The organism is Actinomadura luzonensis (assembly GCF_022664455.2).
Lineage (GTDB): Bacteria > Actinomycetota > Actinomycetes > Streptosporangiales > Streptosporangiaceae > Nonomuraea > Nonomuraea luzonensis.
In genome coordinates this window covers 3,336,890-3,351,162 of the sequence record NZ_JAKRKC020000001.1, presented here as the reverse complement: position 1 = coordinate 3,351,162, position 14,273 = coordinate 3,336,890, and the positions used below count along the sequence as shown (strand labels likewise).

15 protein-coding genes are annotated in these 14,273 nt (G+C 72.4%); 10 read left to right on the top strand and 5 right to left on the bottom strand.

Annotation, left to right across the window (positions count from 1 at the left end):
- Positions 1 to 45: 45 nt before the first annotated feature.
- On the top strand, positions 46 to 1,683 hold the full coding sequence (locus MF672_RS16395) for a PucR family transcriptional regulator (protein WP_242375134.1): 1,638 nt from the start codon (positions 46 to 48) through the stop codon (positions 1,681 to 1,683).
- 26 nt (positions 1,684 to 1,709) lie between these two features.
- Here the strand turns inward: MF672_RS16395 and MF672_RS16390 are convergent, their stop codons facing one another.
- Together MF672_RS16390 and MF672_RS16385 are read right to left on the bottom strand one after the other, a co-directional pair.
- On the bottom strand, positions 1,710 to 2,564 hold the full coding sequence (locus MF672_RS16390; RefSeq protein WP_242375135.1) for a helix-turn-helix domain-containing protein: 855 nt from the start codon (positions 2,562 to 2,564) through the stop codon (positions 1,710 to 1,712).
- Positions 2,565 to 2,680: 116 nt separating this feature from the next.
- Positions 2,681 to 3,700 carry an aldo/keto reductase gene (locus tag MF672_RS16385; protein ID WP_242375136.1) on the bottom strand — a complete coding sequence of 340 codons (1,020 nt, stop codon included), beginning with the start codon at positions 3,698 to 3,700 and terminating at the stop codon, positions 2,681 to 2,683.
- Positions 3,701 to 3,867: 167 nt separating this feature from the next.
- On the opposite strand from MF672_RS16385, the gene MF672_RS16380 reads away from it, so the two are divergent.
- The gene (locus tag MF672_RS16380) at positions 3,868 to 4,746 is read left to right on the top strand and encodes a helix-turn-helix domain-containing protein (protein WP_242375137.1); all 879 of its coding nucleotides are present in this window, start codon (positions 3,868 to 3,870) and stop codon (positions 4,744 to 4,746) included.
- Here MF672_RS16380 and MF672_RS16375 read toward each other — a convergent pair.
- The gene (locus MF672_RS16375; RefSeq protein ID WP_242375138.1) at positions 4,739 to 5,632 is read right to left on the bottom strand and encodes a LysR family transcriptional regulator; all 894 of its coding nucleotides are present in this window, start codon (positions 5,630 to 5,632) and stop codon (positions 4,739 to 4,741) included. The two genes, MF672_RS16380 and MF672_RS16375, sit on opposite strands and share 8 nt — an antisense overlap.
- Before the next feature lie 114 nt (positions 5,633 to 5,746).
- On the opposite strand from MF672_RS16375, the gene MF672_RS16370 reads away from it, so the two are divergent.
- Positions 5,747 to 6,298, top strand: coding sequence for a DoxX family protein (locus MF672_RS16370; protein WP_242375139.1), 552 nt, complete (start codon positions 5,747 to 5,749; stop codon positions 6,296 to 6,298).
- A 24-nt stretch (positions 6,299 to 6,322) separates the two neighbouring features.
- Here the strand turns inward: MF672_RS16370 and MF672_RS16365 are convergent, their stop codons facing one another.
- Both MF672_RS16365 and MF672_RS16360 read right to left on the bottom strand, forming a co-directional pair.
- Positions 6,323 to 6,871, bottom strand: coding sequence for a hypothetical protein (locus tag MF672_RS16365; RefSeq protein ID WP_247815258.1), 549 nt, complete (start codon positions 6,869 to 6,871; stop codon positions 6,323 to 6,325).
- Positions 6,872 to 6,930: 59 nt separating this feature from the next.
- Positions 6,931 to 7,710 carry a DeoR/GlpR family DNA-binding transcription regulator gene (locus tag MF672_RS16360; RefSeq protein WP_242375141.1) on the bottom strand — a complete coding sequence of 260 codons (780 nt, stop codon included), beginning with the start codon at positions 7,708 to 7,710 and terminating at the stop codon, positions 6,931 to 6,933.
- A 138-nt stretch (positions 7,711 to 7,848) separates the two neighbouring features.
- Between MF672_RS16360 and MF672_RS16355 the strand changes: the two genes are divergently transcribed.
- The 7 genes from MF672_RS16355 (at position 7,849) to MF672_RS16325 (ending at position 14,241) form a co-directional block, all read left to right on the top strand.
- Positions 7,849 to 8,829, top strand: coding sequence for a carbohydrate ABC transporter permease (locus MF672_RS16355; protein ID WP_242375142.1), 981 nt, complete (start codon positions 7,849 to 7,851; stop codon positions 8,827 to 8,829).
- The gene (locus tag MF672_RS16350) at positions 8,829 to 9,704 is read left to right on the top strand and encodes a carbohydrate ABC transporter permease (RefSeq protein ID WP_242375143.1); all 876 of its coding nucleotides are present in this window, start codon (positions 8,829 to 8,831) and stop codon (positions 9,702 to 9,704) included. Before MF672_RS16355 ends, MF672_RS16350 begins: the two co-directional genes overlap by 1 nt.
- Before the next feature lie 67 nt (positions 9,705 to 9,771).
- Positions 9,772 to 11,106, top strand: a complete 1,335-nt coding sequence (locus MF672_RS16345) for an ABC transporter substrate-binding protein (RefSeq protein WP_242375144.1) — start codon at positions 9,772 to 9,774, stop codon at positions 11,104 to 11,106.
- 77 nt (positions 11,107 to 11,183) lie between these two features.
- Positions 11,184 to 11,909, top strand: a complete 726-nt coding sequence (locus MF672_RS16340; RefSeq protein WP_242375145.1) for a glycerophosphodiester phosphodiesterase — start codon at positions 11,184 to 11,186, stop codon at positions 11,907 to 11,909.
- Positions 11,906 to 12,586: an HAD family hydrolase gene (locus MF672_RS16335; protein WP_242375146.1), complete on the top strand. Its 681-nt coding sequence runs from the start codon at positions 11,906 to 11,908 to the stop codon at positions 12,584 to 12,586. Before MF672_RS16340 ends, MF672_RS16335 begins: the two co-directional genes overlap by 4 nt.
- 51 nt (positions 12,587 to 12,637) lie before the next feature.
- The gene (locus MF672_RS16330; RefSeq protein WP_242375147.1) at positions 12,638 to 13,606 is read left to right on the top strand and encodes an inorganic phosphate transporter; all 969 of its coding nucleotides are present in this window, start codon (positions 12,638 to 12,640) and stop codon (positions 13,604 to 13,606) included.
- The gene (locus tag MF672_RS16325; RefSeq protein WP_242375148.1) at positions 13,606 to 14,241 is read left to right on the top strand and encodes a DUF47 domain-containing protein; all 636 of its coding nucleotides are present in this window, start codon (positions 13,606 to 13,608) and stop codon (positions 14,239 to 14,241) included. Before MF672_RS16330 ends, MF672_RS16325 begins: the two co-directional genes overlap by 1 nt.
- Positions 14,242 to 14,273 lie beyond the last annotated feature (32 nt).

Below are 14,273 nucleotides of genomic sequence, written 5' to 3'. Positions count from 1 at the left end.
GTCCGACGATCGGACCCCGCGGCTCGGGCTCCTATACTGCGGGGCGTGAGCCAGCGTCCCCGTGCCAGCCTCGGCCGGGTCTTGGACGATCTCGGGACCACCCTGCTCGAACTGGTCGCCGGCGACGTCGACCAGCGCGAGGAGATCAGCGGACTCGTCATCCACGACCCGCTCGACGAGCCCGTGCTCGCGCCGCGCTCGCTGGTGCTCGGCGTCGGCGTCGACCCGTCGGGCGGCACGCTGTCCCGGCTGCTCGGCACGCTCGGCGACCACGACGCGGTGGGCCTGGTCGTCCGGGCGCCGGTCGCCCTGACCCCCGAGGTGCGGGAGGCGGCCGCCAGGAGCGGGGTGGCCCTCATCGGCCTGCGCCGGGGCGCCACGTGGGCGCAGCTCACCGCGCTCATCCGGTCGATGCTCGCCGAAGGGGACATCGGCGAGCACGAGCACGAGTCGCTCGGCGGGCTCCCGTCGGGCGACCTGTTCGCGGTGGCCAACGCCGTGGCCGCGCTCCTCGACGCCCCCATCACCATCGAGGACCGCAACTCCCGCGTGCTCGCCTTCTCCGGCCGCCAGGACGAGGCGGACGCCTCCCGCGTCGAGACCGTCATCGGCCGGCAGGTCCCCGAACGCTACGCCACCCGCCTGACCGAGCTGGGCGTCTTCCGCGACCTCTACCGCTACCAGCGGCCGGTCGTCGTCACGCCGCAGGATCTCGGCCACGACGGGATGACGGTGCAGCGCGTCGCCATCGCCGTCCGCGCCGGCGACGAGATCCTCGGCTCGATCTGGGCCGCCATGGACGGCGAGGTGGACAGCGAGCGCACCGACGCCCTGCTCGACGCCTCGAAACTGGTCGCGCTGCACCTGCTGCGCATCCGCGCCGGCGCCGACGTGCGGCGGCGGCTGCGCGCCGACCTGATGGCGACGGTCCTGGAGGGCGGCGCGGGCGCGCGGGACGCGCTCGCGCGGCTCGGCCTGTCCGGCCGCACCCTCGTCATCGTGAGCGCGGCCCTGCTCACCGGCGACGACCACGCCTGGACCGCCGACCACGCCAGGGCCGCCGAGCTCGAACGGCTCGCGGACGCCCTGTCGGTCCACCTGTCGGCGGCGGTGCCGTCCGCCGCCGTGGCGGCCGTCGGCGGCACGGTCCACGGGCTGCTGCCGGTGATCGTCCCGACCGGCGACCCCGAACAGCGGGCCGTCCGGCTGGCCTCCGACTTCGTGGACCGGGTCGGCGGCAGCCTGCCCGCCATCGTCGCGGTCGCCCCGGCCGGGGCGGACATCAGCGGCATCGTCCACGGCAAGGCGCAGGCCGACCGGGTGCTCCGGGTGATGCGCGAGGGCCACACCGGGCTCCGCGTGGCCCGGCTGGACGACGTCCAGACGCTCGCCCTGGTCCTGGAGCTGCGGGACCTCGCGGCGGCGCGCGGCGAGCGGCCGGTCGGCGCGATCGCCCGCCTGATGGAGTACGACGAGCGCAACAACGCCGGCCTCGTCCAGTCGCTGGAGGCGTGGCTGGACGCCCTCGGCGACGTGGGCAAGGCCGCCGCCGCGCTGTTCATCCACCCCAACACGCTGCGCTACCGGCTCAGACGGGCCGCGGAGGTGGGCGAGATCGACCTGGACGACCCGGAGCAGCGCTTCGCCGCGATGCTCCAGCTACGGATCCTGGCACCCCGCTGAGCGCCGCCCCGCTCCTCGCGGCGGGGTCAGCCCGGGCCAGGCCGGCCCACCCTGATGATGGACGGTTCCCCGCCGTCGGAGACGATCTCCGCCAGGCGCGCCGCATCGGCCGAGCCCGGCGCCGCGGTGAGCATCAAAGCCGCCAGGTCGTCGCCGGGGATGGCGAGCAGGCTGCCGACGAGCGTGACGGAGCCGCCGTCCGGATGAATGAACGCGGCACTGCTCTCGTAGGCCGCCACCGGTCGCGGCGCGCGCCACAAGGTGTCGAACAGGCTGCTCCGGCTCCGCATCTCGTCCACCAGCGCGGCGAGCGACGCGTCGGCGGGGTAGCGCAACAGCGCGCTCCTCAGGCGGGCGACCAGGACCGCCTGATGGTCGGTCGCGTCATCCGCGGACTGCTTGAAACCGCTGAACGGGTCGCAGAACGTACGCCAGGCGATGTTCCACTCCCACGGGTCCCCGGTGAGCTCCCAATGCTTCAGAGCCATGAACGCGCTGTTCACGGCGATGAGGTTCATCGCCGCGTCGGAGACGAACATCGGAGTGTCGGTGAACCGCTCCAGCAGCCGCATCGCGCCCGGGCCGACTTCGTTCGGCACCTGCCCGTCCACGGCGGCGTACCCGGCCAGCGCGCAGAGCCGCTCGTACTCCGCCCGTCCGATCCGCAACGCCCGCGCGATGGCGTTCACCACCCCGGCCGACGGATGGCTGCGCCCCTGCTCGAGACGGCGTACGTAGTCCGCGGACAGGCCCGCGAGCTCGCCGAGTTCCTCCCGCCGCAACCCTCGCACCCGCCGGCGGCCGATCGGCAGCCCGACAGCCGCAGGCGCCGTGCTCTCCCGCAGCTGCCGCACCGCGGCACCGAACTCGTCACGTTCCACAGCCCCATAGTGCCCGGATTGTCCAGATAGCGGGTAACGGGGGTGGCAACGCGAGGTGGAGTCGATCAGCCGGTTCACCGCGTGGTCCTTCCTGGCGACTCCCGGCCCCTTGGGGTTCAGGCCGCCGACCGGAGCCCTGCGGGGCGACGCCGGAGAGCGGTCTCGAGCAGGGCCGGGGGCCGGTATTCCTGGTCGAGCGCGGTGACGTCGGTGCCCGGCGGGACGATCGCGTCGATCCGGTCGAGGAGGTCGTCGGACAGCTCGACGTCGGCTCCGGCCAGCAGGTCGTCGAGATGGTCCATGGTGCGCGGGCCGAGGAGCGCGGCGGTGACGCCCGGGTGGGCGATGGCGAAGGCCATGGCCAGGTGGGTCAGGCGCAGGCCGGCCTCCTCGGCGAGCGGGACGAGCTGTTCGACGACGTCGATGCGGCGCTCGTCGGACAGGTGCCGGGAGAACCGGGCGCGTTTGAGGTCGTTGTCACCGCCCTTGCGCACCCGGCCGGTCAGCAGGCCCTGACCGAACGGGCCCCACACCATGACGCCCATGCCGTACTCCCGCGCGAGCGGCAGGACCTCCCGTTCGATGCCGCGGTTCAGGATCGAGTACGGGGGCTGCTCGGTGCGGAACCGCTGCAGGCCAGCGCGTTCGGCGGCCCACTGGGCCTGGACGATCAGCGAGGCGGGCGTGGTCGACGAGCCGACGGCGCGCACCTTGCCGGCCCTGACGAGGTCGGTCAGGACGGACAGGGTCTCCTCCAGGTCGGTGTCCGGGTCGGGCCGCTGGAGCTGGTAGACGTCGATGTGGTCGGTGCCGAGCCGGCGCAGGGAGTTCTCGACAGCGGTGGTGATCCAGCGGCGGGAGCCGCCCTGCCGGTTGACGTCCTCGCCCATGGGCAGGCCGACCTTGGTGGCCAGGACCACCTCGTCGCGGCGGCCCTTCAGTGCCCTTCCGACGATGTCCTCGGAGTCGGCGTAGCGGTCGGCGGTGTCGATGAGGTTGATTCCCGCGTCGATCGCCTTGTGGATGATGCGGGCCGACTCGTCCGGGTCGTTGCCCATCTGGCTGGCGAACATCAGCGTGCCGAGACCGTAGGGGCTGACCTTGATCCCGGTCCGCCCGAGGTTGCGGTACTTCATGAACGTGCTCCTTCGGCGCCGCGCGGCGGGTGGGGCCCCGCCGGCCACCGGCGGTCGGCCGGTGCATCCACCGTCGGCGGATCCGCGGGCCTCGGCCAGTGCCCGCCGCAGCCGGTGGACCCGCAGTACCAGGACGGGGACGCGGCCGATCGGCGATACTCGGGGAGATGACCGGAACCTCGGATCTCGGCAGGGCGCTGCACGCCTGGCGGGACCGCACGAAACCGGCCGAGGCCGGCCTGCCGGACGACGGCGGCCGGCGCGCGCCGGGCCTGCGGCGTGAAGAGCTCGCCCTGCTCGCCGGCTTGTCCGTCGACTACATCGTGCGGCTCGAACAGGGCAGGTCGACGAACCCGTCCCCGCAGGTGCTGTCCGCGCTGGCGCGGGCGTTGCGGCTGACGACGGCGGAGCGTGAGCACCTTTTCGTGCTCGCCGGTCAGGCGGCGCCGAGCGCCGGGCAGGTTTGCGATCATGTGCCGGCGGGCGTTCAGCGCCTGCTGGACCGGCTGACCGGCACACCGCTGAGCGTGTACGACGCCGCCTGGAACCTCATCACCTGGAACCCGTTGTGGGCGGCGCTGTTCGGCGACCCGCCGCCGTCACGCGGCTTCGGGAGGAACGCGGTGTGGTGGTCCTTCGTCGCGCCGCCCGCCGGCTATCCCCAGGCGGTGAGCCGGAAGACGGGTCACCGCGCGGCCTTCGTGTCCGACCTGCGAGCGGCGTCGGCCCGCTATCCGAAGGACGCCGGGCTGGCCGCGCTGATCGACGGGCTCCGTGCCCGGAGCGGTGACTTCGCGGCGCTGTGGGACTCCGGCGTGGTGGGTGTGCACGAGTCCCTGACCAAGACGGTCCGGCACGCGAGCGTCGGTGAGCTCACCCTCGACTGCGACTTCCTGGCGGCGCTCGGCACCGACCTGCGGATCATGGCCTTCAGCGCGGCGGAGGGCAGCGAGACCGCCGAGCGGCTGCGGCTGCTGGACGTCATCGGCGTCCAGGCCGCAGCAGACGAAGCCCGTGACCCGCAGGGTGTGAAGCTGATCATGTAGCGACGACGGGTCCCACCTGGCGGGCGGTGCGCGCGAAGGAGCGGATCAGGTCGGTCTCGGTGGCGGTGCGCCACAGCAGCGCCCAGCGCGCCGGAGGGGCGTCCCGGACGGGCACGTAGGCGAGGTCGGGCCGGGAGTGGTAGCGGGCGGCGTGGGAGTGCACGAGCGCGACGGCCTCGCCGTTGGACAGGATGGGGAGCAGCTCGCTCTCGGCGGTCACGGCCGGCCCCAGGCGGACCGGCCGGCCGCTCGGGGTGTGCCTGGGCACGAGCGCCTCGCGCCAGTAGTCGGGCTTCGCGCCGCCGATGACGAGCTCGTCGGCCAGGTCCTCGTACGACACCGTCTCCCGCCGGGCCAGGCGGTGACCGGCGCCGACGGCGAGGACGACGGGCTCGACGCGGACGACCGGCCCGACGGTGAGGTCGGCCTCCCTGACCGGCAGCCAGGCGATCTGCACATCGACCTCCCCCGCCCGCAGCGGCCCGAACGGGTCGCCGAACCCGACGTACCGGATCTGCGCCTCGCACGCGGGCTGCCGGGCGTGGAACCCGTCGAGCAGCGGCCGGAAGTCCTGGACGTTGCTGGAGAGCATGCCGAGGCGCAACACCTCGGTCTTCCCGCCGGCCGCGCGGACCGCGCGTGCCAGGCCGTCCCGCAGCCCGCGGTACATCGGGCCGAGGTCGGCGACGAGCTGCCTGCCGATCGGCGTCAGCGTCACGGCCCGGTTGTTGCGCTCGAACAGGGCGGCGCCGATCCGGCGCTCCTGCTTCTTGATCGCCTGACTGACGCGGGCGGGGGTCACGTGCAACCGCTCGGCGGTCCGGCCGAAATGCAGCTCCTCGGCCAGGGTCAGGAAGATCTCGATGTCCCGCAGCTCCACGCGCACGCTTTCGTCGTTAAGTGTGAGGTTAAGGCACGTTATCGGACCTGGCGTTGTCGCCGGTACCGGCCTGCGGACAGGCTGTGGGGCGGACGAACCCACCGAGAAGGCAGTGACACCATGAACCCACACCTCAGCACCGCCCTGCCCACCACCGCCAAGGCCACGAAGAGGGTCACGCTCAACGGCGTGCTCTGGGCCCTGCAAGCGGTGTTCGGCTTCTTCTTCGCCGGCAGCGGATTCGGCAAGGTGCTGATGTACGACGACTCGCTGTACGCGGCGGCGCCGGACGCCGTGGCCTGGTACGCCGCGGTGCCGCAACCCCTGATCGTCTTCATCGGGATCTGTGAGGTGCTGGGCGGCATCGGCCTGATCCTGCCGGCGATGGCGAAGGTCAAGCCGGCGCTGACGCCGCTCGCCGCCGCCGGCCTGACCCTGACGATGATCCTCGCGGCCGGTTTCCACATCGTGCGCGGCGAGTACGCGCTGGTGCCCGCGAACGTGCTGCTGGGCGGCCCGACGGCGATCATCGCGGTCGGACGGTGGAAGCGGCGGCCGGTCTCCCCCGCGAACCTCACCGGCGCACGCGCGCTCTGGTCGCTCGTGGTCGTCGGCGCGGTGGTCCTGCTGACGTTCGTGCCGACGTGGTACACGATGACGAACGCGTCCTGACCGGCGGGCCGGGAACGGCGGCCGTCAGCCCCTTCTGATCCAGAACGCCTCGATGCGGTCGTTCATGAACGAGCCGACCCAGCCCTGCGACAGGCAGGCGCACACCGAGTAGTTGGCCCAGGTCTGCTCGTCGCCGCTCCAGTCGACCGTGGACGGCCAGTTGAAGCCCGTGACGACGTTGCAGTGGCTTTCGGCGTTGAAGCCGGAGATGTTGTTCGCCCAGTCGTCCTTGACGATGATGCGGTAGCCGGCGGAGTCGCAGTCGCCGTAGTCCCCGTGGATGCGGGTGAGCAGGGGCGGCTGGTTGTTGGCGTTCCAGAACCACTCCATGAGCAGGACCGTCTGCTGCGCGCCGGCCTGGCGCTGGACGGTGGCGTAGTCGTTGCCGCAGGCGCGGGAGCGGATCGGCGACGGCTCCCCCGGCGGGGCCTTGCCGACGACGATCACGCAGTACGAGGGAGCCTGGGCGGACGCCGCCTCCGACGCGGACGCGACCGCCTGGGCAGGCGCGAGACCGGCGAGCGCCAGGAGGGCGGCGGCCATGGCGGTGAGGACTCTTCTGCGGAAGCTCATGCCCCCAACCTCGCCGAGGCCGAACCACGCGGCCAGGGCGGCGACCGGACATTCACCGGTCACACGCGCAGCACCCGGGGGCCGACCGCGCCGTAGCGCTGCGCGGACGATCGGGACAGTTGTTTCCCGGTGATGATCCAGGCCAGCTGCTCGACGTCGGCGAACTTGGCGAAGCTGGTCACCCCGAACCGGGTGTGCTCGCACAGCAGCACGACCTGGCGGGCCGCCCGCATGGCCGCCGACTTGGCCTGCGCCACCGCCGGGTCCGGGGTCGTCAGCCCGCGTTCGATCGACACCCCGTTGGCGCCCATGAACGCGAGGTCGACGTTCAGCTCCCCGAGCATGGCCGTCGCCCAGCGGTCGACGGTTCCCATGGTCGCCGGCCGGACCCGGCCGCCCACAATGATCACATCGTGCTCAGTGTGGCGGCCGAGTTCGGCAGCAACGGTCAGGGATCTGGTCACCACGGTCATGCGCTCCAGCCTGCGCATCGGCCCGACGAGGTCCTCCGGCAGCGCGCCCTCGTCGAGGAGCACCGTGCCGACGTCGGCCATCAGGTCCACCGCGGCCTCGGCGATCGCGAGCCGCTCCTCGGAGCGGGCCTTGTGCCGGTACTCCACCGGCGTCTCGTAGCGGCCGATGTCGGTGGGGTAGAAAGCGCCGTACGAACGGACGATCAGCCGCTGTGCCTCGAGCGTGCGCAGATCCCTGCGCAGGGTCGCGGGCGAGATCGCGAACAGGCCGGCGATCTCGGAGACGACCGCTCGGCCCTCGCTCCGGACGTGGTCGAGGATGCGCTGCTGACGGTCGAAGGCACGGCCCTGAAACGAGCTTGACATCCGGTTGTGCACCCTTGCGTAGCTGTTCGAAACGTTCGCGCAATAATCACAGATTCGCAATCGTCTGACCAGGGCCGATCGCTGGGTCGCCAGTAAAGTCGCCAGCGTTTCGTCGTCGATGCGGATGGGTGGTAGCCCGTGAGCAGTGGAGCAAGCGATCTCGGTGCGAGATCCGCTCTGTCGGTCGGCGCCCGCCGGCCGGTCGATCCCGGGGGAAGGGCCGCCGAGCTACGGCTCGCGGCGACACGCCGGCGCCGGCGCGGGTACCTGCTGTTCGCCGCGTTCGCGCTGCCCAACCTGGCGCTGATCGCGGTGTTCTCGTACTGGCCGATCATCGAGAACATCTACCTGAGCTTCACCACCTGGGACTTCATCTCGCCGCAGGCCGACCTGGTGGGCCTGCTCAACTACCAGGCGCTGTTCAGCAGCTCGGCCTTCCCCGAGGTCCTGTGGCGCACGCTGGTGTGGGTCGTGGTCGTGGTGGTCGTGACCCTGGTGCTCGGCCTGGCGCTGGCACTGCTGTTCGCGCAGCGCGTCCGGGGCACGACGGCGGTGCAGACGCTCGCCTTCTCCCCGCACGTGCTGTCCGGGGCGGCGATCGCGACCATCTGGCTGCTGATCTTCGATCCGCACCACGGCCTCAGCCGGCTGGTGTTCGAGGCGTTCGGCACGAGCTCGCCGGCCTGGACGACCGACGGCTCCTGGGCGCTGTGGGCGCTGATCATCGTCTCCATCTGGAAGGGACTCGGCTTCGTCGCGATCGTCTACCTGGTGGGGATCCAGCAGATCCCGGCCGAGGTGCTGGAGGCGGCCCGCATCGACGGCGCCGGCCGGTGGACGGCGTTCCGGCGGGTGGTCTTCCCGCTGCTCTCCCCCACCACCTTCTTCCTGGTGATCACGCAGACGATCTCGGCCTTCCAGGCGTTCGACGTGATCGCCATGATGACCGGCGGCGGTCCCGCCGGTGAGACCACCACCTTGAGCTGGTTCATCTACGACGCCGCGTTCAGCCGGACCGACGTCGGCACCTCGAGCGCGGCCTCGATGATCATGTTCGTGGTGCTGATGGCGATCACCGTGCTGCAGTTCCGGTTCGTCGAGCGGAGGGTGCACTACTGATGACGATCATGCCGACCCCGGCGGCCGCCGAGGCCGCTCCGCGCCGGCCGGCCGGCGCCCGCCGCCCGCGCTGGTGGAGCGCGATCGCCCTGGTGGCCGCGGCCCTGGTCTTCCTGGTCCCGATCTACCTCTTCGTCAGCACGGCGTTCAAGACGAACGCCGACATCAACAGCTGGCCACTGCGGCTGATCCCGCGCTCGCTGACCCTGGACAACTTCGTCAACGCCTGGACGCTGGCCCCGTTCGACCAGTTCCTGGTCAACTCGGTCGTGGTGGCCGCGATCGGGACGCTGCTCAAGGTGGTGCTGGCGATCTCCACCGCGTACGCCTTCGCCTTCCTCCCCTTCCCGGGCAAGCGCTGGCTGTTCATCTTCATGCTCGGCGCGCTGATGGTGCCGGGGCACGTGACGCTGCTGGTGAACTACATCACCATCGGCCGGCTGAACCTGGTGAACACCTATGCCGGCCTGATCCTGCCGGGCGTGGCGTCGGCCTTCGGCACCTTCCTGCTCTACCAGTTCTTCCGGTCGATCCCGCGGCAGGTGCTGGAGGCGGCGCAACTGGACGGCGCCGGGCATCTGCGCACGATCGTCTCGTTCATCGTGCCGATGTCCCGGCCGGCGATCATCACCGTCGGGCTGATCGCGCTGATCGACGAGTGGAACGGCTTCGTCTGGCCGCTGATCGCGACCAACTCGATCAACATGCGGACGCTGCCGATCGGGCTGCTCTACCTCAAGGAGAACGACGGCATCAACGACTGGGGCGCCCTGATGGCCGGGACCCTGTTCGTCGTCCTGCCGATGGCGGTCGTCTTCCTGCTGGCGCAGCGCTACATCGTCGCCGGCCTGGCCGGCGGCGTGGTCCGCCGATGACCGCCACGTGCCCACTCCCCGGCCCACTCCCCGGCCCGCCCTCCGGCCCGATCAGAGAGGAATCAGTGTGACCAGGACCAGTCTCAGCCGCCGCCGGCTCCTGACCGGCGCCACCGCGGCCGCGGCCGGCCTGGCGTTGACCGGCTGCGTCGGCCGCCAGCCCGGCGACTACGCCCAGGTGAGCGGGCAGGTGCCGGCGCGGTTCGCGCGCCGCCGGCGGGTGGTGCTGTGGAGCGCCTTCACCTCCCACAACGCCGAGGTCCTGCAGACGGTCATCGACGGGTTCAACGCCGCGCAGCAGGACATCTTCTGCGAGATCCAGCTGTTCCCCGGATACCCCGCGCTCGACTCGAAACTGGCCGCCAGCTTCGCCCTGGCCCAGGTGCCCGACCTCGTCACGCTCAGCGACGTGAACTGGAACCGCTACTTCCTCGCCGAGGCGCTGGAGCCGCTGAACGGCTACTTCGACGCGAGCTTCGGCCCCGCGGCCTTCCACCCGCGCTTCCTGGCCGAGGGCACCGTCCGGGGCCAGGTCTACTGGCTGCCCTGGGCCCGCTCGACGCCGCTCTTCTACTACAACAAGGAGATCTTCGCCGGCGCCGGGCTGCCCGACCGCGGGCCGAAGACGTTCACCGAGCTGCGGGAATGGGGCCGCCAGCTCAAGGGCTTCACGTACCGCGGCTCGCCGGTCAAGATGCGCGGCTACACCGGCAAGGACGACTGGTACTTCCAGGGCTCGACGTGGGCCTTCGGCGGCGCCTACTCCGACGGCATGACGCCGCGGCTGGACTCCGAACAGACCGTCGCCGCCCTGGAGTTCGACCGGGCGTTCATCCACGACGACCGGATGGCCTACCTGTCCGGCGACATCAACGCCGACTTCGCGGCCGGCGTGACGGCGACCATCTGCAACTCCACCGGCGCGCTCTCCTCGCTGCTCAAGGCGGCCACGTTCGAGATCGGCGCCGCCTTCCTGCCCGAGCAGGACGCGCCCGGCGTGCCGACCGGAGGCAGCGGGCTGGCGGTCATGCGCAACGCGACCAAGGCCCGCAAGGAGGCGACCTGGGAAGTGGTCAAGTACCTCATCACCAGGGGCGCGCCCGAGTGGAGCCTCAACACCGGCTACCTGCCGGTGACCGCCACGTCCCTCGCCTCGCCGGAGATCAGGAAGCGCAACGCCGCGACCCCCGCGTACCAGGTCGCCCAGGATCAGCTCAGCCGCGCCCGCCAGCCGGACGTCATGCGCCGGTACGTGAACGAGACGGTCGCCGAGATGGTGCTCGCGCTGGAGGCCGTGTACGCCTCCGGAGCCCGCCCGGCCGAGGTGCTGCGCGAGACGGCGCAGAAGCTCGACCCGGCCATCCGGCGCGTGCTGCCGAAGTATCGCCGGCTGGTGTCCTGACGCCGGTCCCCCCGCGCCGCCGGGCGGCGGCGCGGCCCCTCACTTGACCATCAGCATTGCAGCGAGAAAGGATCATTGTGACATTTGCCATCGTCGGTCACCGCGGCGCCATGGCCGAAGCCCCCGAGAACACCCTCGCCTCCTACCGGGTGGCGGAAGAAGTCGGCGTCGACGAGGTGGAGACCGACGTCCGCATCAGTTCCGACGGGCAGCTCTTCATGCTGCACGACGCGACCCTCGACCGGGTCGCGGCCGGGCCGGACGGCAAGGGCCTCGGCCCGGTCGCGGAGCTGCCCTGGTCGCGGATCAGCTCGGTCGACGTGGGCGGGGGCGAGCGGGTGCCCACCCTGGAGCAGATGTACCAGGCCACGACGCGGCTGATCCAGCTGGAGATCAAGGATCTGGCCGCCATCGACGGCCTGGCCGACTTCTTCCCCCGCCATCCCGGCTACGCGCGGCGGACGATCCTGACCGGCTTCTCCGTCGAGGCGATGGTCGCCGTGGCCGGGAAGCTGCCGGAGATCGCGCGGGGCATCATCGTGTCGAGCTGGACCGACGCCGAGGCCCATCCCGGCGGCTACCGCAAGCTCATCGAGGAGACCGGGTCCTGCCGCATCCACAGCGGCGGCGAAGGGCTGACCGCCGACGTCGTCCGGCGGCTGCACGACGAGGGCGTGCCGGTGCACGGCTGGCCCACCCGCGACCAGGACGACCTGCGGCACTGGCTCGACCTCGGCGTGGACGGGACGACCAGCGACGACCCCCGCACGCTGCGGCGCTGGCTCGCCGAGGCCGGCCGATGACGGCCGCTGCGGGCGGCGCCCCGCTGGAAGCGGCGCTGTTCGACATGGACGGCACCCTGTTCGACAGCGAACCCCTCTGGGACGTCAGCCTCGCCGATCTGGCCGCCATGCTCGGCGGCCGGCTGTCGGCCGAGACCCGCCGCCGGGTCGTCGGCGGCAACCTGCGGGACACCGCCCGGATCGTCCAGGAGGACCTGGGCGTCGAGGCCGACGTCGAGGAGTCGGCCGCGTGGCTGCTGGAACGCACCCGGCAGTTGTTCGCCCTCGGGGTGCCGTGGCGGCCGGCCGCCCGGTCCGTGGTGGAATCCGTCCGCAGGCAGGGCATCCCCACGGCGCTCGTGACGTCGAGCCACCGCGTCCTGGTCGACGAGGTGCTGGCCCAGCTCGACCCCGGCATGTTCGACACCGTCGTGTGCGGCGACGAGGTGACCCACCCGAAGCCGCATCCGGAGGCGTACCTGACGGCGGCCGAACGGCTGCGCGCCGACCCGCGCAACTGCGTGGCGCTGGAGGACTCCGCCAAGGGCATCGCGGCGGCGCTGGCCGCGGGCTGCCTGGTCGTGGCCGTGCCCGAGGACGGCGGGGCCCTGGCCGACGGCCACGGCGCCGTGGTCGTCCCGCTGGAGACCGTCACCGTCGACCGGCTGGCCTCGCTGCTGGCCGCCCGGACCGGTTGAGCGGAGTGACCCGTACCCGAAGAACCCGCGCGAAGCCCTGAGGAGACGCCGATGACGGACATCAGCTGGGGAGGTATCGCGCTGGCCGCCCTCTTCGCCGCCTTCACCGGCTTCAACGACGCCGGCGCCCTGGTCGGGATGGGCCTGCGCATCCCCGGGTTCCGGCCGGTCACTGGGCTGGTCCTGCTCGCCGCCGCGGTCGCCGCCGCCCCGGTGGTCCTCGGCACGGCGGTGGCCGCGACCCTCGGCCGGCGGCTGGTCGCCTTCGACGGCGCCGACGCCGGCCTCGCCGTCGCCGCGGGAGTCGGCGGCGCGATCCTGGTGACCGCCGCGTTGTCCGCGCGCGGCCTGCCGACCAGCCTGACCCTGGCCCTGATCGGCGGCATCGCCGGGGCGGGCGTCGGCGCTCACACCGCGGTGAACTGGCCGGTCGTCGGGCTCGTCCTGCTGGTCGCCGCCGGGTCGCCGGTGGCCGGCGCCCTCGCCGCCCTGGCCGTGACCAAGCTGGTCGGCGCGCTGCCCGCGCCGGAGGGGGCGGGCCGGCGGCTGCGCCGGCTGCACGCCGGCGCGCTCATCGCCACCTGCCTGGCGTACGGCGCCAACGACGGCCAGAAGATGCTGGCGGTCTGGGCCGCCGTGCAGAGCGGCGGCCCGGCGGCGCCGGCCGCGTCGCCGGCGGCCCTCGCCATCGTCACCGGCTGCTTCCTGGTGGGCGGCATGATCGGGCTGCCCAGGCTCGCCGCGGCGCTCGCCGGGCAGCTCACCAGCGGCCGTCAGGACGCGGTGGTGGTCACCGAGCTGTCCGGCGCCGGCGTCGTCCTCGGCACCGCCGCGCTCGGGGCCCCGGTGAGCATGACCCAGTCCCTTTCCGGCGCCATGGTGGGCACGGGGCTGTCCGGAGGAGCCCGGCGGGTGCGCTGGCGAGGAGTGGCGCGGCTCGGACGCGCCTGGCTGCTGACCCTGCCGGCGGCGTTCGCGGTCAGTGCGGTGGGATGCCTGACGCTGGAGGCGATCCGCTGATGCCGTTCCGTCTCCGCCACCTGTTCCGCGAGCTGTCCGGACGCAACGACCAGGTGCTCGCCGGGCTGATCCTCGACCAGCTCGCCGCCGCCGAGGACGGCGTCGCGCTGGCGGCCGCGCTCGCCGGCGGCGAGCTGCTCCCGGACGTCGCCCGGAGCCGGATCAGCGAGATCGAGCACGAGGGCGACACCCGGCGCGGCCTGCTGGTCGCCCAGCTCCACCGCAGCGTCAGCTCGCCCATCGACCGGGAGGACCTGTTCCGGCTGTCCCGCTCGGTCGACGACGTGCTCGACGCGGTACGCGACTTCGTCCGCGAGGCGGACCTGTTCGCGCTCGGCGACGGGGACGCCTTCCGTCCCGTGCTCGCCGCGCTGACCCGGGGGGTCGGCGAGCTCGGCGACGCGGTCCGGCTGCTGCCGCGCGCGCCCCGGCAGGCCGCCGAACGCGCCCTGCACGCCAAGAAGCAAGGTCTGCGGACGGCGTACCAGCACGCGGTCTCCGCGCTGCTCGCCCGCCCGCTGACCGCCGACACGCTGAAGACGACCCTGCTGCTGTGCCGGCTGGACGCGGCGGGGATGCACCTGGCCGCCGCCGCGGACACGCTGGCGGACGGCGTGGTCAAACGGTTCCAGTGATCGTCCGCCCCACGGTGACGATCAAGGACAGG

Excerpts from the sequence above, each read along its gene's own strand:
- MF672_RS16360 (WP_242375141.1), bottom strand. The coding sequence starts at position 7,710 with ATGTCAAGCTCGTTTCAGGGCCGTGCCTTCGACCGTCAGCAGCGCATC.
- MF672_RS16350 (WP_242375143.1), top strand. The coding sequence starts at position 8,829 with ATGACGATCATGCCGACCCCGGCGGCCGCCGAGGCCGCTCCGCGCCGG.
- MF672_RS16365 (WP_247815258.1), bottom strand. The coding sequence starts at position 6,871 with ATGAGCTTCCGCAGAAGAGTCCTCACCGCCATGGCCGCCGCCCTCCTG.
- MF672_RS16380 (WP_242375137.1), top strand. The coding sequence starts at position 3,868 with ATGACCGGAACCTCGGATCTCGGCAGGGCGCTGCACGCCTGGCGGGAC.
- MF672_RS16370 (WP_242375139.1), top strand. The coding sequence starts at position 5,747 with ATGAACCCACACCTCAGCACCGCCCTGCCCACCACCGCCAAGGCCACG.
- MF672_RS16335 (WP_242375146.1), top strand. The coding sequence starts at position 11,906 with ATGACGGCCGCTGCGGGCGGCGCCCCGCTGGAAGCGGCGCTGTTCGAC.
- MF672_RS16330 (WP_242375147.1), top strand. The coding sequence starts at position 12,638 with ATGACGGACATCAGCTGGGGAGGTATCGCGCTGGCCGCCCTCTTCGCC.
- MF672_RS16385 (WP_242375136.1), bottom strand. The coding sequence starts at position 3,700 with ATGAAGTACCGCAACCTCGGGCGGACCGGGATCAAGGTCAGCCCCTAC.
- MF672_RS16325 (WP_242375148.1), top strand. The coding sequence starts at position 13,606 with ATGCCGTTCCGTCTCCGCCACCTGTTCCGCGAGCTGTCCGGACGCAAC.